Source organism: Streptomyces anulatus (genome assembly GCF_014650675.1).
Lineage (GTDB): Bacteria > Actinomycetota > Actinomycetes > Streptomycetales > Streptomycetaceae > Streptomyces > Streptomyces anulatus.
This window is the reverse complement of record NZ_BMVK01000012.1, coordinates 229,612-249,165: the sequence shown is the minus strand read 5'-3', so window position 1 is coordinate 249,165 and position 19,554 is coordinate 229,612. Positions and strand designations below refer to the sequence as shown.

Here is a 19,554-nt window from a genome sequence, read left to right as displayed (position 1 = left end):
CGCCAGATCAAGCTCCATCATCACTCCTCATAAAATACCCCCAGGGGTAATGTACTCCTCCTTGGTGAGGGCCCCGCCGACAGAAAAGGATGACACCCGTCATGACCACGCCCTCCGCCCTCTCCACCCACGAGACCCGCAGCCGCCTCCACGAGTTGACCGTCATCGACGTCCGCACCCCCGGCGAGTACGCCGGCGGCCATCTGCCCGGCGCCCTCAACATCCCCCTGGACCGGCTCCAGCGAGCACTCGCCGACATTCGACACGCCGCCGACCGTGGTGACGTTCTGATCGTCTGCGCGTCCGGCGCCCGCTCGGAGAACGCCTGCCGCATCCTCGCCGAGAACGGCATCACGACCGCCACGCTCAGCGGTGGCACCAGCGCCTGGGCGGCCGAAGGCCACGACCTGCACCGCCCCCAAGGAAACCTCCGAGCGACCTGGGGCATGGAACGGCAGGTCCGCCTCACCGCCGGAACCGTCGTCCTCCTCGGCCTGCTCCTCGGCCTCCTCGTCCACCCCGCGTTCCAGATCCTCTCGGCAGGCATCGCCGGCGGACTGGTCTTCTCCGCCCTCACCAACACCTGCGGCATGGCCGCCATCCTCGCCAAACTGCCCCACAACCGCCCAGACGCGGCCGACCTCGACAACACTCTTGCGGCACTGCGCAGGCGCTGACCGAGCACGACGCGAAGGGAGCGGCATGCTCGTACCCGAACGTTGCACTGTTGCGGTTCTGCGGTGTCCGGAGCACGCTGAGCGACGCGCTCAGGTGAGGGGAGCGACGACCACGGGCGTCCGGGCGTGATGGAGCACCGCGTGGGCGACCGGACCGATATGCGTGCCCAGGGAAGAATCCCGTACTCGGCGGCCGACCACGGTCAGTCCGGCCTCACGGCCACTGTCGACAAGCTGCGTGGCAGCGTGCCCGACGTTCGCCTGTGCTGTGGTCCGCACGTCCGGGTACCGCTTCTTCCACGGCATCAGTACATCGTCGAGGGTCGCCTTGGCGCTCATCTCCAACTGAGCGTGCACCCTTGGGTCGTACGCTGCCCCGTATCCCACGAGCGGGGGCAGAGCCCAAGCACTCAGGAAGCGAATGCCGCAGCCGCGCTGCTCCGCTTCGTCGAAGGCGAAGCGGAGCAATGCCTTACAGTGCTGGCGTACGTCGACGCCCACAACCAGGTCGCCGTACGAGGCGTCGTCCTTGGCCCGCACCGACACGACCGGGCAGTTCGTGGCGCCTATGACCGCCATGCTCACGGAGCCGAGGACGAAGCCCATGACCGGCCCGAGCGCACGGGAGCCAAGGACGATCATGTCCGAGTCCGCAGCGGACTCGGACAGCACGTCAATGGGGCTGCCGTCCACTGAATGGATGCTGATGTCCAGGGCGGGAAAGGTCCTACGGAGCTCGTCGGCTGTCCGGGCGAGGAGATGCTGTGCAGAACGGCGGCTTCGACTGTCCGGTGCGCGGAAGACATGTCCAAGAGCCGACGGCTCCTGGACATGAATGAGTCGCAGAGGGACAGCACGTAGGTCGGCCTCCCGGGCAGCCCAGTATGCGGCCACGCTGCTCTGCGGGGATCCGTCGAAACCCGCGACCACGGAACCGATCATGCCGCTCGCCTGCGGCCCGCCCGCATTTGAGGGAAAGCCCGCCCTTGTCATGTCGGCTCAGTCCCGTCTGCCGAGTAGTGACGACCCTTCTCCCAGCATCGACGTGGATGCCTTGGTCTAGGAGGGGCCATGCGGCCCTGTCCCGGACCGATCAGCCCACAGCACACCCAGCCGTACCGCTCCTGGGTCGGTCGGAGAGAGGTGGGGACCGACCGGCCCTGGCCCGGCACCGTGCCCGGTGCCAGCCTGGGAGCAGTCAATCCTTCGAAGAAGGGTGGTGGGCATGATGCAAGCGCCGCTGGTTGTAGGGGTCGACGGCTCTGAATCCAGTCTCCAGGCAGTGGACTGGGCCGCTGACGAGGCCGCGCGTCATGCGACCCCGCTGAGGCTGGTGTACGCCTCTCTCTGGGAGCGGTACGAGGGAGCGGTACCGACGGGCGGCCTGGAACGGCCGGCGGGGCGGATTCTCGCCGAGAACATCCTCGGCGCCGCTGCCGAGCGCGCACGGCTCCGCGTGCCCGATCTTGCCGTTTCCACCGAAGTGCGCGCCGAGGACGCGACCAGCGCCCTGCTGAGAGAGGGAGCCTCGGCCTCGGCGATCGTCGTGGGATCACGGGGGCGAGGACAACTGGCGTCCGTGCTGCTGGGCTCGGTGAGCCTCGTCGTGGCGGCCCGCAGCGTGTGTCCCGTGGTCGTGGTACGTGGGGATGACGTAGCGCTCGCCTCCCGACACCGGCGCATCCTCTTGGGGGTGGGCGGCAGGGATGTCGAGGCTCCTGCGGTGCGCTTCGCCTTCCGTGAGGCGGCCGCTCGCGGCTGTGCCCTCAGCGTTCTCAGCGCGTGGCGCCAACCGACATCGAGGCCCGCCGAACACCCGCTCATCACGGGCGATCCGGCACACTCGGCGGAAGCGCGTGCCGCCGCGCTTCTCGACAAGGCCCTTGAAGGACCGGCCCGGGAGTATCCGGATGTCCGGGTGAGCAGGGCCACCCCGGAGGGGGCGGCTGCCAAGATCCTGGTCGAGCGGTCGGCTGCGGCCGACCTGATGGTCGTCGGAGCACGACGCCAGGGGAGCTTCATCGGCCTTGAGCTTGGCAGGGTGGCCCACCGAGCGCTGCACCACGCCGCGTGCCCCGTGGTCGTCGTGCCCCAACGCGTCACCGATGCTGCGACGACCGATGTCTGAGTTCCGACACCGGGCCGGCCTCCGCGCTGCGTCTGCTCCTGGTTCTGGCTAGCGTGAGCCGCAGGACCCGCCCCGGCGGGAGAAGTCGAGGAGCAAGGAGCCAGCGATGTCCTCAGCACCGCCTCCGGCCAAAGGCGACATGGGCCGACGCATCGCGGCACGCCGCCTGCAGCTCGGACTGTCCCGGCAGGACGTAGCGCTGCGGGCAGGAGCCGCGCCCGGCTACATCGAGTATGTCGAGGAGCAGCCCGCCACACCGGGCATTGGCTTCCTCCTTCGGCTGGCCGACGCGCTGGAGACCACGGTTGAGGAACTGTCGGGAAGTACGGGCGACCTGCCGCCCGGCATCGGCCGCGGAGCCCGTAGGGCCCGGATGGTCGAACTCGACGAGGCAATGTGCTGGACGCTGCTGGGAGACCACGGCGTAGGGCGGGTTGCCCTGACGCTGGAGGACGGACCGGTCGTGCTGCCGGTCAACTACCAGGTGCTGGACGGCGAGGTCGTGTTCAGTACGGGAAGCGCTTCCCCGCTCGCTGCTGCTGCCGACACGGAGATTGCTTTCGAGGCCGACCATATCGACGACGCCTTCAGTAAAGGCTGGAGCGTGTTGATCGTCGGAACCGTTCGTTCGGTTGCGGACGAAGAGACCGCCCAGCGGCTCAGGGAAATGGCGTACTCGACTCCCTGGGCAGGTGAGGAGCGTGAGCACGTCATGCTCCTCGGGGCCCGGCGAGTCACTGGGCGGAAGATTCTTGTTCCCGATGCTCCGGGCGACGCCTACTGACGCGGGCCTGTGCGGGCCTGGTGCTACCCCCTCCAGCGGGGAGGGGGTAGCACCAGACCCGCAGCTACGAAGGCGCTGGCTACGGCTGACGTCACTCGTAGGGGACCACGGCGACCGGTGCGGAGCTGTGGTGAATCACAGCGTGGGTGACGTGGCCGACATGGGGCCCCACCGGTCTGCTGCTGCGTCGGCCTACGACGACGAGATCGGCTCCCTGGGACGCCTCGACGAGCTCGCCGGCCGGCGGGGCCATGACTGCCGTCTCCGTGACGTCGACCTGGGGGAATTCGGCCCGCCAGGGGCGCAGCATGTCGGTGAGTGCTTGGGCGGCGTGCTGGCCGAGTCCGCTGCCGACGTCCGGGTCGAGGATCGCCGCATACGTGTAGGTTGCCGGCAGTGACCAGCTGTGTACGGCCTGGAGCGCCGCGCCTCTGCGGGCCGCTTGTTCGAAGGCGAAGGCGAGCAGCGGGTCGCAGGGACGGGAAACATCAAGGCCCAGGACGATCCCGGGGCGGCCGTCTGAGGGTTCTTCGGATGGGGAGGCGGCGTCGCTTACCTGCGGACGCACCAGAACCACCGGGCTCCGCGTTTTCGCTACGACCCCCAGTGACACCGAACCGATGAGGAAGCCGAGGAGTCTTCCGAGTCCCCGTGACCCGAGAGCGGTGACCTCGGCTTCGTTCGCGGCGCGCGTCAACTCGTCGACGGCCCGGCCCTGAACCAGTTCTGTGGTCACCTCCAGACCGGGATGATCCCGGCGGGCCCTTTCCGCGGTGTCCCGCAGCAGAGCTTCGTACCGTTCGACGAGCGACTGTGTGAAGGTCTGCGGGATCTCCGGGGTGACCGGCCACTCCTCCACATGCACGAGGTGCAACGGGACACCGCGCAGTGCGGCCTCCCGCGCGGCCCAACGGGCTGCCGCGAGGCCTTCGGGGGACTCGTCCAGGCCGACAGTGACGTGACCCGTCATGACAGCGCCTCCTCGATGTACGGGGCTCCTGGGTCGAAACCCTGCAACCAGGGTCTCGCCGAGGCCCCGGTGGAGGGAGGGCCGACAGGTCTCGATCGGGACCGAACGGCCCATGCCGGCAACGCGCCGCGGTGGAACCGTTGCACGTGCAGGCCTCTGGACCATCCCGAGGAGGAGACATGACCAGCACTACTTCCGCCCCTGTCACACTCGGTGCCGTCGTCGTCGGTGTGGACGCGTCCGCCCCGGCATGGGCGGCGGCGCTGTGGGCTGCGGAGGAAGCGGACCGTCGCGGTCGCCCGCTCCATATCGTCCATGCCGCTGACACCGATCACCGCATGCTCTATGCGGGTGTGGAGGCCATCCAGGCGATACTCGAGGCTGGCCGTGACCTGCTGACCGACACGGCGGAAGCGGTAAGTGACCGATACCCCGGCCTCATCGTGACGAAGGAACTCAGCCGCATCGACCCGGTGGGCGGGCTACGGGCGGCGGCCGGTGAGCGCGGGACGATCGTTGTGGGAAGCCGAGGCTTGGGCGGCTTCGGTGCCCTGATGCTCGGATCTGTCGGGCTGGGTCTGGCGGCGCGGAACGAGGTGCCTGTGATCGTCGTGCGGGGTGAGCTCGACCGGGCAACGACCGGTGTGGTCACAGCGGCGGTGCATGGCGCGTCCGACCTCGACTGGCTGATGCTGGCGGCCGCCGAGGCGCAGGCGCGTAAGGCCTCACTCCGGCTGCTGAGTGTCTGCAACGTCCTGGCCCAGGTCGGCACGGTCACCACCATGCTCGACAGCCTCGGCGAGGTTGCGAAGCAACAGGTACACGAGGTGACCGCGATGGCCGGGCGGATAGGGGAGGTCTATCCCGACCTCACGGTCACCCATCACGTCGAGACCGGGACCAGCGTCCCGGGAATCCTCGTCGAGGCCTCGAAGCACACAGATCTCATGGTCCTGGGAAGCCGACGACACCTGCTCGGACTGGGACCGGCGCTCGGGCGGGTCAGTCATGCCGTTCTGCATCACGGGCATTGCCCCGTCGAGATCGTCCCCCCTGAGTACGTGGACACAGCTGATCAACCGTGACTGCGTATCCCCCGGGGAGGAGTCGGCTCGGTGCTCGGGCACGCCTCCCCCTGGGGTGCTGTTCACGCCGCTAACTGGTACGCGAACCTACGGAGACCGCCATGGCAGCTCGGCGACACGTCATACCGTTCACGGAGCTCGGCCGACAGGACATCGGGAGCGTGGGAGGGAAGAACGCCTCGCTCGGTGAGCTGACCGCACACCTCGGCGCCGCAGGCGTGCGCATCCCACCGGGATTCGCCACGACTGCCCAGGCGTACGAGGAACTACTGGCCGCGCACGGCTTGCGTACCTCCATCGAGGATCAGATCGCGCGTCTGCACGACAGCGCCCCACTGGAGGAAGTCGGTGGGGCCATCCGCGCGCTGATACTGCGCGAGCCACTGCCGACATCGCTCCCGGGCGAAATCGTCACCGCTTACGAGGATCTCGCTCGCCGCACGGGCAGCGAGGATCCCCCCGTCGCCGTGCGCAGCAGCGCCACCGCCGAGGACCTGCCCGAGGCCAGTTTCGCCGGTCAGCAGGATACGTATCTCAATGTGCGCGGACCTGAACAACTGCTCGAATCCTGCCATCGCTGTTTCGCCTCGCTGTTCACCGACCGGGCCATCGACTACCGGGAACGCATGGGCTTCGACCACTTGTCCGTCGCGCTGTCGGTGGGTGTGCAGGTCATGGTCCGCGCGGATAGGGCCGGCGCAGGAGTGATCTTCACCCTGGACCCCGAGACCGGATTCCCCGACGTGATCGTGGTCAGCGCGGCATGGGGACTCGGCGAGACCGTGGTGAGCGGACAGGTGGACCCCGACGAGTACACCGTCTTCAAGCCCAGCCTCAAGGACGCTTCCCTGAACCCGCTGATCGATGTGCGGGTGGGCGCCAAACAGCGCAAGACTGTGTACGCGGAGACCGGACTCACCCGCACCGTGGACACGACCCCGGCCGAACGCGTACGCCGAGTGCTCGGCGACGACGACGTCCGCACACTCGCTGGATGGGCCAGAGCTGTCGAGGAGCACTACGGCTGCCCGATGGACCTGGAATGGGCCAAGGACGGGATCACCGGAGAGCTCGCGATCGTCCAGGCGCGCCCCGAGACCGTTCAGTCCCGCCGGCGCATCACCGCGATTCGGGAATGCCGCCTGACGGTGAAACCGGGGCAGCCACTGATCGAAGGGACAGCCGTCGGTGAGGCGATCGGACAGGGACCGGTCATACCGCTGACCGCCCCGGTCGCCCGGGAGGCATTTCCCGAGGGCGGCGTCCTGGTCACCGGCCTCACCGACCCGGACTGGGAGCCCGTGATGAAGCGTGCCTCGGCGATCATCACCGATCACGGCGGACGCACGTCCCACGCGGCCATCGTCAGCCGGGAACTCGGAGTCCCCGCCGTCATCGGCACCGGCAGCGCGACGCGCGTCCTGCGACAGGCACACGACGTCACGGTGTCCTGCGCGGAAGGAGATCGCGGACGCGTCTACGACGGTCTGCTCCCCTACGAGGAGCGCGAGACCGATCTCTCGACCGTCCCGAAGACGCGTACGCGCATCATGCTCAATCTCGCCGATCCGTCCGCCGCCCTGCGCTGGTGGCGCCTGCCGGCCGACGGGGTCGGGCTCGCCCGGCTGGAGTTCATCGTCGCCCATCAGGTGAAGGCCCACCCCATGGCGCTGCTTCACCCGGAGAAGCTCGACGCGGATGACCGCCGCGGCATCGAGCGACTCACCGAGGGATACCAGGACCGGGGGGCGTATTTCGTCGATCGGCTGTCCCGAGGTATCGCCCGGATTGCCGCATCACGCTGGCCCGACCCCGTGGTGGTGCGTACCAGTGACTTCAAGACCAACGAGTACGCGCGGCTGCTCGGGGGGCGCACCTTCGAGCCCGACGAGGCTAACCCCATGATCGGCTGGCGAGGCGCCAGCCGCTACTACAGCGATGGCTACCGGGAGGGGTTCGCCTTGGAATGCCGTGCCCTTCGCCGGGTCCGCGACGAGATGGGTCTCACCAACGTCGTCGTCATGATTCCGTTCTGCCGGACGCCCGGCGAGGCCGACCTGGTGCTCGATGTGATGGGCGAGCAGGGCCTCAGGCGAGGTCAGAACGGGCTGAAGGTCTACGTCATGGCGGAGATACCCGCCAACATCATCCTTGTCCTGGAGTTCGCTGAACGGTTCGACGGCTTCTCCATCGGAAGTAACGACCTGACCCAGTTGACGCTCGGCGTCGACCGGGACTCGGAAGCACTCGCCCACTTGTTTGACGAAAGCGACCCGGCGGTCACTCGCAGCATCCAGCGCTTGGTGGCCGGAGCCCATAAGGCTGGACGCACCGTCGGTCTGTGCGGTCAGCGGCCCAGTGACGATCCCGCTTTCACCGAGTTTCTCGTGAGGTCCGGCATCGACTCGATCTCTGTGGCTCCGGACAGCTTCGCCGCGGTGAAGGAACATGTGGCGCGCGCCGAGGGCCTTCGGAGAGATGGGGATGTCCACCCAGGAGCAAGGTGAATGACATGCACAACACACGTGTGCTGATTGCCTACGGAAGCAAGCACGGAGCGACACAGGGAATCGCTGAGGAGTTGGGAGAGGCGCTTCGCTCCGACGGATTCGATGCGGTGGTGAAGCCCGCCGACCGTGTCGACGACGTGAGCGGCTACGACGCCGTGATTCTCGGTGGCGCTGTCTACGCAGGACGCTGGCACGTCGAGGCCCGCCGGTGCGCCCGACGTCATGCGGGGCAGCTGAGGCAGCTGCCTGTCTGGCTCTTCAGCAGCGGGCCGGTCGACGATTCGGCTGAACGGCGGGATATCGCGCCGGTACGTGGGGTTGCCCGCTGGATGCAGCGTCTTGGCGCACGGGAGCACATCACGTTCGGCGGAGCTCTCACGGCGGAGACTCCGGGCCGGATCGCCCACAGCCTGGTCCGACACGGGAAGGGCGGTGACTTCCGAAACCCGGAACGCATCCGCCAATGGGCCCACCACATCGCAGCCCAACTAGCCACTTCCTCCTGACCGGTCGAGTGAGCCAGGGCTGTCGCGAGCAAGGAGGAGGGCGGCATGGCGAAGGACAACGACCATGAGCGGCCCGTCGACGAGCGCTGCTCCGTGGTCCGCCAGCCCGCGCACCCCTGCAGTGCGTCCGGTGAGATCGCGCCACGGGACCGGCGATGACTGAGGAACCACCGACCGAAGGCAAAGGCAACGCCTTCCCGACTCCGGGCGAGACATTCGATCCCAGCGAGCCGGTTCCCCGACTGCGCCGCGAGCTCGCCACCGGCCCCGAAGGGCTCTCCGCGCGAGAGGCATCCCGTCGCCTCGCTGTCCACGGCCCCAACGAAGTGCGGTCGAAGGCCCACTCCTCCTTCCTCCGCGAGCTGTCCGCACAGCTCGCCTACCCCTTGGCCCTCCTGCTGTGGGCCGCCGCGGCCCTCGCCTTCGTGGCCGGACTCGCGGTGCTCGGCTGGGCGATCCTCGCCGTGATCGCGGTCAACGCCGCCTTCGCGCTGCTCCAGGAACGCCAGGCCGAGCGGGCGGTCGAGACCCTCGCCCGCTACCTGCCCGAACACGCCTTCGCCGTCCGGGACGGCAGAACCCGGCAAGTCGAAGCCCGGGACCTCGTTCCGGGCGACGTGGTCCTCCTGGAGGAAGGGGGCAAGGTTCCGGCCGACGCGCGGGTGACCGACGGCGGAGTCGAGGTCGACCTCTCCATGCTGACGGGGGAATCCGCGCCCGTGGAGAGGACAGACGCCTCCGGCCGGGCAGGCGCCCCGCTCATCGAGGAACCCAACCTCGTGTTCAGCGGAACTACCTGCCTGGGAGGGCAGGCCCGGGCCACGGTGTTCGCCACCGGGGACCGCACGGAGCTCGGACGTATCGCTGCGCTCAGCCAGCGTTCCAGGCGGGAGCCGAGCCCGCTGGAGCAGCAGGTCAAGAAAGTGGCCTGGTTCATCGCCGCCGTAGCTGTCGCGATGGGAATGGTCTTCCTCGTCCTCGGGGTGGCCGTCGGTCTGCCTCTCACCGATTCCTTGACGTTCGCGATCGGCCTCCTCGTCGCCAACGTTCCCGAAGGCCTGCTCCCCACGATCACGCTGGCCCTTGCGGTCGGCGTACGGTCACTGGCCCGCCGAGGAGCAGTGGTCAAGCGGCTGAGCGCCGTCGAGACCCTCGGCTCCACGGACGTCATCTGTACCGACAAGACCGGCACACTCACCCGCAACCGGATGCGGCTGCAGACCGTATGGACTCCCGGTCACGGCACCTCAGCCGGCCCCTGGGCCGCCGAGCTCGCGCACACCGCCTCACTGTGCACCACTGTTACCTGCACGGACGAGGGGGCCCTGCAGGGCGACCCCACAGAGACAGCCCTCGTCGAGGGGGCGGCCGACCGGGGCGCGCCCCTGGACCTGGCAGAACGCGACGCGGATCGGCGGGCGCTGTTCCGGTTCGACCCTCGGCTGCGGTTGATGTCGATCGTTCAGGGCGACCAGGGGACGGGCTCTCTCCGCGTCGTGGTGAAAGGCGCCCCGGAGGCCGTACTGCCACGCCTCCGCACCGCCGCGGACGTGGAGTCGGCACGCGAGGCCACGGAGAGCATGGCGGGGAAGGGTATGCGTGTCCTCGCTGTCGCGGGACGGGAGTGGCCCGAGGGCACGAAAGGCCCGTCGAAGCGAGAGGATGCCGAATCCGAGCTGACGCTGCTGGGGCTGGTCGGGCTCTACGACCCACCGCGTACGGAGGTTGCCGAGGCCGTGCGCTGTTGTCACGACGCCGGTATCCGGGTGCTCATCGTGACCGGCGACAACGGTGCCACCGCTGCTGCCGTGGCTCGTGAGGTCGGCATAGGAGTTCCCCGCCTGCACGTCGTACCCGCCTCCGAATCGATCACGGACGAGGAGCTCGACCGACTTCTGGTGGAGGACGACGTCGAAGTGGTCTTCGCGAGGTCCTCGCCCGAGACGAAACTGAAAGTGGCCGATGCCCTGCGTGCCCACGGCCGGATCGTGGCGATGACAGGCGACGGCGTGAACGACGCACCGGCTCTGCACCGAGCCCACATAGGCGTGGCCATGGGCAAGTCGGGCACCGACGTGGCTCGTGAGGCCGCCACCATGGTCCTGACCGACGACGACTTCGCCACCATCGTCGCGGCGGTCGAATCCGGACGACGTGTCTACGACAACGTACGGAAGTTCATCGTCTACATCTTCGCGCACACCACCCCGGAGGTCGTGCCCTTCCTCGTGTTCGCGCTGTCGGCCGGAGCCGTCCCGCTGCCACTCACCGTGTTGCAGATCCTCGCCATCGACCTCGGCACCGAAACCCTGCCCGCGCTGGCCCTGGGCCGCGAGCGGTCCGAGCCCGGCACCATGAAACGACCGCCCCGACCGCACCGCCAGGGAGTCATCTCCCGCGACATGCTGATACGCAGCTGGGGCTACCTCGGTCTCGTGTCGGCAGCCCTGGTGATGGGAGCGTTCTTCTACGTGCTCTGGCGCTCCGGCTGGACTCCTGGAGCACCCACCGGCGAAGGCACGGCTCTGCACCACGCCTACACCATGGCCACCACGGCCACCTTCGCCGGCATCGTCACCTGCCAGGTCGGCACGGCGGTCGCGGCCCGCACCGACCATGCCGCCCTACGCGACATCGGCCTGTTCACCAACCCTCTGCTGCTCGCGGGCATCGCCTTCGAACTGGCCTTCACCGCCGCCCTTGTGTATCTCCCACCGCTCCAAGACCTGTTCGGCACTGCGGCGCTGCCGTGGGACGTCGTTGCGCTCGTGGCCACCTTCCCCATCCTCGTCTGGGGAACGGACGAGATGCGACGCGCACGTAGGCGTCACAGTCAGCCGGACGCGGGATCGGCAGAGCGGGTCGGCCCGGTCCGCTCCTCCGGTCGGCCATGAGGCCCCTGTGGTGCCAGCCGCTCCCGCACCTGTGCGGTGACCTTGTCCAGCCGAGCCGAGTACCGGGGGGCCGGCGGCACGGGCCCCTCGATGCGCCGGGCGTCCGGCGGCAGTTCGCCGAGGTCGGCTTCGAACCGTGCACGAGCCGCGCCGAGATCATCGGGAGGGCCGGTGCGAAGCCCATCACGCATGACCGTCCGCAGCAGCGGCTCCGTGCCCTCGGGTGGTTCTTCGGTTTCCAGGCCGATCACGTCCCGGAGTCCTGGTCCACGGAAGACCTGCTTGGGTGCGGGAGCGGTGACCTTGGCCGAGGAGAGCTTCATGACCGGTGTGCCGTCGTACTCGACCAGCTTGTACGCCGCATCGAGATAGGGCGCGTCGGCGGCGACGCCGACGCGTGTGCCCAGGGCGAAGACGTCGATGGGCGCTCCGTCGCGCACCAGGGCGTCGACCGCGTACTCGTCCAGCCCTCCGCTGGCGATGATCCGCACGTCACGCAGCCCGGCCGCGTCCAGCGTCTCGCGGGCCCGGTAGGCCAGGGGCCCGAGATCGCCGCTGTCCAGCCGGATGCCGCACCCTGGGCCGCGCGCCAGGTCCGAAAGGACCCGGGCGGCGGTGGTGACTCCGCGGTCGGTGTCGTACGTGTCCACCAGGAGGGTCAGGGGCCCTCGGTGAGTTCGGGCGAAGGCTCGGAACGCGTCTTCCTCGGAGGGGAAGCACTCGATGTACGAGTGGGCCATCGTGCCGGAGGCGTCGATGCCGTACCGAGCTGCGGCGGCGACGTTGCTCGTGCCCGCGAAGCCCACCGTGGCGCACAGTCGGGCGGCCTGGGAGCCCGCTTCCGGGCCGTGGCACCGGCGCAGGGAGAAATCGACGAGTGGACGGCCCGCTGCCGCGAGGACGCACCGTCCGGCCTTGGCGGCGACCGCTGTCTGATGACAGACCAACGACAAGAGGTACGTCTCCACCAACTGGGCCTGGGGCAGCGGGGCGGTGACCTCCAGCAAGGGCTCCCCGGCGAAGACCAGCCGCCCCTCGGGAACAGCACGGACCTGGCCGTCGAAAGCCAGTCCTCGCAGCGGTGCGAGGTCCTCGGGCGGCAGGTGCATCACCTGAGCGAACTCATCCGTGTCCGACTTCTCGACCCGGAACCCGGAGAGGTAGTCAAGTGCGGGTTCGAGTCCCGCCGCGACGAGAAAGCCGCGTCCAGGAGGCAGATTTCTCGCGAAGAGGCTGAACGTGGCTGGTGCCCGCATGCCTTCACGCACATAGGACAGTGCCATCGTGACCTCGTACAGATCCGTGGTGGTCACCTGGGACATACTTCGAGCATGCGCCGCCGATCAGGGTCACGCACGGCGGCGTGGGATGCCCTTCACCCGGCTTCGGCAGCGGTCAGCTCGCACTGTACGTCGACCACTCCTTCGACAGCACGTGCCAGACGGGTTGCCACCGGGAGCAGGCGTGATTCCCTGACCACACCCGACATCGTCACGACGCCCGCATCGACCTGAACGGTCACCTGCTCCCGCGACACGGGGAAGAGCCGCGCGACCACCTGTTCCCGTACCTCCTCGGCGAGCTCGTCGTCAGGCCTGAGGAAGACTTTGAGCAGGTCCGACCTGCTGACGATGCCTTTGAGGATGTCCCCCTCGACGACCGGCAGGCGCTTCACTCCGCGGGTGGCCATCAGCCGGGCGGCCTGCGGCAGCGGCGCGTCCGGGGCGATGGTGAGGGCCGGCCGGGTCATCAGGTCCTCGGCGGACGACGAGCCCGCCTTGGCCGTCGCGTCCAGACGGCGCATCTGTTCCACGAGACCGGGACGCCGCTCGTGGAACTCCTCCTTCGGCAGCAGGTCGGCCTCCGAGACCACCCCCACGACATGGCCCTCCCCTTCGATGACCGGGAGAGCGCTGACGGACCACCGTGACATGGCGGTCACGATGTCCTTGAACGACGCCTTCGGCGCGACCGCGACGACCTTCTTCGTCATGACGTCGGCAACGGTGTAGGGGTGTGGAGTCATGATCCTCTCCTCAACGCCGGCGAGCAGGTCTGTGGTGTGAATTGGTGAGGCTGGGGCCAGCCATCGGAGTCGGTCATCGGACCAGCACGGCTTCTCCCGAGCGTGGGACGACGGCGGTCCAGCCGAGCTCGTCGGAGATGCGGGTGCGCAGCGTCGCAGCCGCCGACGGCTCGCCGTGCACCACGTACGTCGTGTGCGGGGGCGGGGCTCCGCGCAGCCAGTCGAGGATCTGACTCCCGTCGGCGTGCGCCGAGAAGTGTGGAACATCGGCGACCTCCGCGCGGACGGGGATGTACTCGCCGAACATCTTGAGTGCAGGGGCGCCGTCCACGAGGTCTCTGGCGCGTGTTCCGGCCGCGGCGAAGCCTACGACGACGACGGTGTTGCGCGGGTCGGGCAGCAGTCGGCGCAGGTGGTGCAGGACCCGGCCGCCGGTGGCCATCCCGGCTGAGGAGACGATGACGCACGGCCCGCGCGCACTGTTGATCGCGATGGACTCCTGGACCGTCCGGGCCGCCAGGAACGGGTCGGGACTCAGAGCTCCCGCCCCCTGGCCCAGAACGTCCGGCCTGAGCTCCGGTGACCGGTCGCGCACCGCTTGCCGGTAGACGTCCAGGGCTGCGAGGGCCATCGGACTGTCCACGTACACGGGTACCGAAGCGGGCAGCACGCCGGCGGCGCGCAGCTCGACCAGTTCGTGGAGGACGACCTCGGTCCGGTCGATGGCGAAGGCGGGGATGACGACGGTGCCGCCTCGCGCGAGGGTGCGTCCGATGGTGGAGGCGAAGGCGGCGCGGCTCTCGGCGGGGGCGTGGCGGCGGTCGCCGTAGGTGCTCTCCACCAGGAGTACGTCGGCGCCCGAAAACGGCTCCGGGGGTAGCAGCAGCGGGTGACCCGGGCGACCCAGATCGCCGGACACTGCCAGGGCGTGACCGTCCTCCAGGGTGAGATGGGCCCAGGCGGAGCCAAGGATGTGGCCTGCGCGATGCAGTGTCAGCCGGGTGCCCGCCATGATCTCGACCTCGCTGCCGACCGGCACGGGATCGAAGAAGCTCAGCGTCTTCTCCACGTCGGCGTCGTCGTACAGCGGCTTGGCGGGGCGGTGCTTGGACCAGCCGTGGGTGTTCGCGTGCTGAGCCGATTCCATCTGGAGCCGCGCGCTGTCCCGCAGGACGATCTCGGCGAGCCGCGCCGTGTCGGCACTCATGAGGATCGGGCCGCGAAACCCCTGCCGGACGAGGCGGGGGAGATACCCGCAGTGATCCAGGTGCGCGTGGGTGACCACGACGGCGTGGAGGTCGGCGGGGGGCCGGGCGAACTTCTCCCAGTTGCGGCGCCGCAGATCGGCGAAACCCTGGAAGAGCCCGCAGTCCACGAGGATGCGGCTGTGGTCGCTCTCGACCAGGAACTTGCTGCCGGTCACGGTGCCCGTGGCACCGAGGAACGTGAGCAGAGCCGCGCGGGAGGCTGGAAGGACGGGCGGCGGTGTCGGCCGGGACATGAAGTACCCCCTTGCCGTCGATGCGGGCGCACTCCCACTTTCCCACTCGTCCCCCTGATCAGCAGGGGACCGCCGGGGGCCCTCATGGGGACCGACCGGCCCATGCGGACCACTGGTCCGTGGAGTCAGTCTGGTAGCGAATCTCGCGGGATTACGCACAGGAAGAAGGCCATGTCATGAAGGCGCTCGTCTTCCAGGAGCCAGGCCGCACCACGTGGCGGGACGTCCCCGACCCAGGCATCGAGGACGCTTCCGATGTCATTGTGCGCGTCGACGCGGTCACCATCTGTGGCACGGACCTGCACATAGTCAAGGGTGACGTGCCCGAGGTGCCACCGGGGCGGGTACTGGGCCACGAGGCGGTGGGCACGGTGGTGGAGGCCGGCGGGGACGTTCGCACCGTCCGGCCGGGGGACCGGGTGCTGGTCTCCTGCATCTCGGCCTGCGGGAGGTGCCGTTTCTGCCGGGAGGCCCGCTACGGACAGTGCCGGGGCGGAGGGGGCTGGGTGCTCGGGCACACCATCGACGGAACCCAGGCGGAATACGTCCGCGTGCCCTTCGCCGACCTCTCGGTCTATCCGCTGCCCAATGCCGTCGACAGCGTCGACGCCGTCCTTCTGGCCGACATCTTCCCGACCGCTTACGAGGTCGGTGTCCGCAACGGCGGGGTGAGCCCGGGTGACACCGTCGTCGTGGTCGGCGCAGGGCCGATCGGCCTGGCCGCCGTCGCCACCTCCCGCCTCTACTCGCCGGAGCGGATCATTGCCGTCGACCTCGCCGACGCCCGGCTGGACGCGGCCCGGTCTCTCGGTGCCGAAGCCACCGTCCGTGCCGACGAGGAGCCACAGCAACTCGTTGAGGATCTGACGGACGGTCTGGGTGCCGACGTGGTCATGGAAGCGGTCGGCGTACCGGAGACCTTCGAGACGTGCACCCGGATGGTCCGGCCCGGCGGCAGGGTCGCCAACATCGGTGTGCACGGCAAACCGGCCACCCTCCACCTCGAAGATCTCTGGATCAAGGACGTCACCATCACCACGGGCCTGGTGGACACCTCGTCGACCCCCATGTTGCTGCGGATGCTGGCGAACGGAAGGCTGCCGTCGGCCGAGTTGGTCACGCACCGGTTCGAACTGGGGCAGATGGAGGAGGCGTACGACGTGTTCTCCCGGGCGGCGGACACCGGAGCCCTGAAGGTCGCACTCCATGCCCCGCAGTGACCCACCGGTCCCTACCTCGCCGGTATCTCCCTCCGAGCAGCCGGGCACGGGGACCGGTTCCGGTGTCGCGCGCGGCACACGGGGCGTCGTCTTCGACACCGACGGTGTACTGCTCGATTCCGCGTCCCTTCACGCCGCTGCCTGGAAAGTCGCGTTCGACCGCTGCATCGAGAAGCTGAGGCCCGGCGACCCGCGACAGGCTCCCTTCGACGCGAACGCGGAGTACCGACGCCTCGTGGACGGCAAAGCACGGCTCGACGGAGCCCGCGCTTTCCTGCAGGACCGCGGCATTGTGCTGCCACTGGGCGCACCGGGCGACCAGCCCGGCTGCACCAGCATCTGGGCGGTCGCCGCCGGCAAGGAGCAGGCCTTCACTCACATGCTCTCGACCCGGGCCGTTCCCGTGTTCGACGATGTGGCCCCCGCACTGCGGTCCCTTCGCGCCACGGAAATTCGGTGCGCCGCGGCCTCCGCGTCACGCCATGCCGGTGTCCTGCTGGAAGCGGCAGGAATTCTCGGCCTCTTCGACACCGTGGTCGACGGCAGGGATGTCGCACGGCTCAGGCTTCCCGGCAAACCGAACCCCGCGCTGTTCCTGGAGGCCGCTTCCCGGCTGGGCCTGAGCCCGGCCGAAGCCGCGGTGGTCGAGGACGCGGAAGCCGGGGTGGCCGCGGCCCGTCGTGGAGGCTTCGGGCTCGTCGTCGGACTGGACCGGACACCGAGCGCCGACAGGGATGCCGCGCTGCACAGCATGGGGGCGGATCTTGTGCTGCGCGACCTTGCCGCTCTCGTCGACGAGCTACGGGTGGAAAGCCCATGAACGACGCCTGGAGCTGGAACTACTCCGCCTACGATCCGCACACGGAACGGCTGGTCGAGGCGCTGTGCACCGTCGGCAACGGCAGGTTCGCCACGCGAGGCAGCACACCGGAATGCGCGGCGGACGACGCGCACTACCCGGGCACCTACCTGGCCGGCTGCTACGACCGCCTCACATCCACCGTCGCCGGGAGGACGGTCGAGAACGAAGACCTGGTCAACCTCCCGAACTGGACGCTTCTGCGCTACCGCTGCCTGCCCGAAGACGGACCACCCGGGGAGTGGCTCACGCCCGACTCCGCCGAACTGAGACGCTCCACCACACATCTGGACCTGCGAGCCGGAGTTCTCACCCGTCGCCTGCTCTACCGAGACGGCGCGGGACGCGGTCTGCACGTCACCCACCAGCGATTCGTCCATATGGGAATCCCCTGGCTCGCCGCTCAACGCAGCGCGTTCAGAGCCTACGGCTGGAGCGGTCGACTCGAGGTCGAGTCGATTCTTGACGGCACTGTCACCAATGCCGGAGTGGAACGCTACGGAGACCTCGACGGGCAGCACCTCACCGAGCACCGCAAAGGAGCGGAGCCCGGGGGAGTCGCCTGGCTCACCTGCCGGACCTTCCAATCGGCGGTCCACCTCGCTCTCGCCCTCCGCACCAGCTCCAGCCCGGCACGACCTGCCGAGTACGTTCACGCCGCCCGAGCTGTCGTGCAGCGGTTCGTTCTCCCGGTTTCGCCCGGCAACTCGGTGACGGTCACCAAGACGGTCGCCCTGCACACCTCACTCGACCGCCCCGCCGGTGACCCGCTTGCCGCAGCCCTGGAGAGCCTCGCCCACGCTCCGCTCTTCAGCCGACTGCTCCGCTCGCACAGGTCTGCCTGGCAACGCATGTGGAACCAGGCGGAGCTGCACGTGCCCGGGGAGAGCGGGCACGTACTGCGCCTGCACCTGTTCCATCTACTGCAGACCCTGTCGCCGCATACGGCGGAGCTCGACGTCGGAGTGCCGGCCCGCGGGCTGCACGGAGAGGCGTACCGGGGCCATGTGTTCTGGGACGAACTGTTCGTCCTGCCGTATCTCACGCTCCACTTCCCCGAAGTCGCCCGCGCGATGCTGATGTACCGGCATCGGCGGCTGCCCGCCGCCCGGGCAGCTGCCCGGCGTACCGGGGCGCGTGGTGCCATGTACCCGTGGCAGAGCGCCGGTTCCGGTCGCGAAGAGACCCAGGCGATGCACCTCAATCCCGCTTCCGGCCGGTGGCTGCCGGACCACTCCCACCTCCAGCGCCACGTGGGATCCGCGGTGGCACTCAATGCCTGGCGGTACGCGCAGGCAGCGGGTGATCCGGGGTTCCTCCACGCGGCCGGGGCGGACATCCTGCTGGAGGTGGCCCGATACTGGGCGAGCGCGGCGGTCTTCGACCCCGGCCGGGGCCGGTATCGGCTGCGGGGGGTCGTCGGTCCCGACGAGTACCACGACGCGTATCCGGGCGCGGACCGGCCAGGCATCGACGACAACGCCTACACCAACGCGATGGCCGCATGGGTCCTGACCCGGGCTCTGGAGGTCTTCGACGCGCTGCCCGATGCCCGGCGCGAGGAGCTCGCGGAGCGACTGGCGCTCGACACGGAGGAGCACGCGCGCTGGGACGACGTCTCCCGCCGCTTGTACGTGCCCTTTCATCACGGTGTGCTGAGCCAGTTCGAGGGCTACGGGCATCTCGAGGAACTCGACTGGGAGCGCTATCGGCGCCTCTACCCCGACATCCGGAGACTGGACCGGATCCTGGAGGCGGAGGGCGACTCGGTCAACAACTACCAAGCGTCCAAGCAAGCTGACGCGCTCATGCTCGGCCATCTCTTCCGGCCCGCCGAGCTGACCGCTCTCTTCGACCGCCTCGGCTACCGGATCGACAACGAGATCTGGACCAGGACGGTCGGCTACTACCTTCCGCGCACCAGCCACGGATCTACCCTCAGCAGCCTGGTACACGGCTGGGTCCTCGCACGTCAGAAGGGCCCGGACGCCTGGAAGTACGTGGAGGAAGCACTCCTGAGCGATGTGGCCGACATCCAGGGCGGCACGACCGGCGAGGGCATCCACCTGGGCGCCATGGCGGGAACACTTGATCTGGTCGAGCGGGGTATCACCGGGCTGGAACCCTGCGAGGAGGGTTTGCGTATCGACCCCGTGGCACTCAGAGAAATCCCCCGCTTCTCCTTCACTCTGTGCTTCCGGGGCCACAGCGGCGTGCGGCTCCGGCTGCTCCCGGGACGCATCGGCATCAGTGTCCAGCCTTCGCCCCAGGGAGCCCTGGTGGTGCTGCTTCCGGAGGGCAGAAGGGTGGCTGTGCTGCCTGGCAGGGAGCACTGGTTTCATCTGCCTCCGCAGGAATCCAAGAAGTGAGCGGACAGCCGCGAGACCAGCAGGG

15 protein-coding genes are annotated in these 19,554 nt (G+C 68.9%); 10 read left to right on the top strand and 5 right to left on the bottom strand.

Going from position 1 to position 19,554, the window contains the following annotated elements:
- Positions 1–101: 101 nt before the first annotated feature.
- The gene (locus IE272_RS27220; protein ID WP_190008444.1) at positions 102–677 is read left to right on the top strand and encodes a rhodanese-like domain-containing protein; all 576 of its coding nucleotides are present in this window, start codon (positions 102–104) and stop codon (positions 675–677) included.
- Between the two features lie 90 nt (positions 678–767).
- On the opposite strand, the gene IE272_RS27215 is transcribed toward IE272_RS27220, so the two are convergent.
- Positions 768–1,619, bottom strand: a complete 852-nt coding sequence (locus IE272_RS27215; RefSeq protein ID WP_190008443.1) for a universal stress protein — start codon at positions 1,617–1,619, stop codon at positions 768–770.
- A 286-nt stretch (positions 1,620–1,905) separates the two neighbouring features.
- Between IE272_RS27215 and IE272_RS27210 the strand changes: the two genes are divergently transcribed.
- A complete protein-coding gene (locus tag IE272_RS27210) occupies positions 1,906–2,805 on the top strand; it encodes a universal stress protein (RefSeq protein WP_190008476.1) in 900 nt (299 codons plus the stop codon).
- A gap of 106 nt (positions 2,806–2,911) precedes the next feature.
- Positions 2,912–3,589: a helix-turn-helix domain-containing protein gene (locus IE272_RS27205; RefSeq protein WP_190008440.1), complete on the top strand. Its 678-nt coding sequence runs from the start codon at positions 2,912–2,914 to the stop codon at positions 3,587–3,589.
- Positions 3,590–3,680: 91 nt separating this feature from the next.
- On the opposite strand, the gene IE272_RS27200 is transcribed toward IE272_RS27205, so the two are convergent.
- Positions 3,681–4,559: a universal stress protein gene (locus IE272_RS27200; RefSeq protein ID WP_190008438.1), complete on the bottom strand. Its 879-nt coding sequence runs from the start codon at positions 4,557–4,559 to the stop codon at positions 3,681–3,683.
- 179 nt (positions 4,560–4,738) lie between these two features.
- On the opposite strand from IE272_RS27200, the gene IE272_RS27195 reads away from it, so the two are divergent.
- The 4 genes from IE272_RS27195 (at position 4,739) to IE272_RS27180 (ending at position 11,554) form a co-directional block, all read left to right on the top strand.
- On the top strand, positions 4,739–5,644 hold the full coding sequence (locus IE272_RS27195; protein ID WP_190008436.1) for a universal stress protein: 906 nt from the start codon (positions 4,739–4,741) through the stop codon (positions 5,642–5,644).
- 101 nt (positions 5,645–5,745) lie between these two features.
- Positions 5,746–8,151 (top strand): phosphoenolpyruvate synthase, encoded by a 2,406-nt coding sequence (gene ppsA, locus IE272_RS27190; protein ID WP_190008434.1) that lies wholly within the window; start codon positions 5,746–5,748, stop codon positions 8,149–8,151.
- A gap of 5 nt (positions 8,152–8,156) precedes the next feature.
- Entirely contained in the window at positions 8,157–8,660 is a 504-nt protein-coding gene (locus IE272_RS27185) for a flavodoxin domain-containing protein (protein ID WP_190008432.1), read from the top strand.
- Between the two features lie 155 nt (positions 8,661–8,815).
- Complete coding sequence (locus IE272_RS27180; protein WP_190008430.1) at positions 8,816–11,554, top strand: cation-translocating P-type ATPase; 2,739 nt, start codon at positions 8,816–8,818, stop codon at positions 11,552–11,554.
- Here the strand turns inward: IE272_RS27180 and IE272_RS27175 are convergent.
- The 3 genes from IE272_RS27175 to IE272_RS27165 all read right to left on the bottom strand — a co-directional run bounded on the left by IE272_RS27175 (position 11,494) and on the right by IE272_RS27165 (position 15,081).
- A complete protein-coding gene (locus tag IE272_RS27175) occupies positions 11,494–12,876 on the bottom strand; it encodes a nicotinate phosphoribosyltransferase (protein ID WP_190008428.1) in 1,383 nt (460 codons plus the stop codon). The genes IE272_RS27180 and IE272_RS27175 overlap by 61 nt on opposite strands.
- Positions 12,877–12,929: 53 nt before the next feature.
- Positions 12,930–13,580, bottom strand: coding sequence for a CBS domain-containing protein (locus tag IE272_RS27170; protein WP_190008427.1), 651 nt, complete (start codon positions 13,578–13,580; stop codon positions 12,930–12,932).
- Between the two features lie 73 nt (positions 13,581–13,653).
- Positions 13,654–15,081 carry an MBL fold metallo-hydrolase RNA specificity domain-containing protein gene (locus tag IE272_RS27165; protein ID WP_190008424.1) on the bottom strand — a complete coding sequence of 476 codons (1,428 nt, stop codon included), beginning with the start codon at positions 15,079–15,081 and terminating at the stop codon, positions 13,654–13,656.
- Positions 15,082–15,257: 176 nt separating this feature from the next.
- On the opposite strand from IE272_RS27165, the gene IE272_RS27160 reads away from it, so the two are divergent.
- From IE272_RS27160 to IE272_RS27150, 3 genes are read left to right on the top strand one after another with little or no spacing between them, the layout of a single operon-like run.
- Positions 15,258–16,301 carry a zinc-dependent alcohol dehydrogenase family protein gene (locus tag IE272_RS27160; RefSeq protein ID WP_190008422.1) on the top strand — a complete coding sequence of 348 codons (1,044 nt, stop codon included), beginning with the start codon at positions 15,258–15,260 and terminating at the stop codon, positions 16,299–16,301.
- Positions 16,288–17,121 (top strand): HAD family hydrolase, encoded by an 834-nt coding sequence (locus IE272_RS27155; RefSeq protein ID WP_190008420.1) that lies wholly within the window; start codon positions 16,288–16,290, stop codon positions 17,119–17,121. Before IE272_RS27160 ends, IE272_RS27155 begins: the two co-directional genes overlap by 14 nt.
- Positions 17,118–19,529, top strand: a complete 2,412-nt coding sequence (locus IE272_RS27150) for a glycoside hydrolase family 65 protein (RefSeq protein WP_190008418.1) — start codon at positions 17,118–17,120, stop codon at positions 19,527–19,529. The genes IE272_RS27155 and IE272_RS27150 overlap by 4 nt, the downstream gene beginning before the upstream one ends.
- The last annotated feature ends 25 nt before the right edge of the window (positions 19,530–19,554 follow it).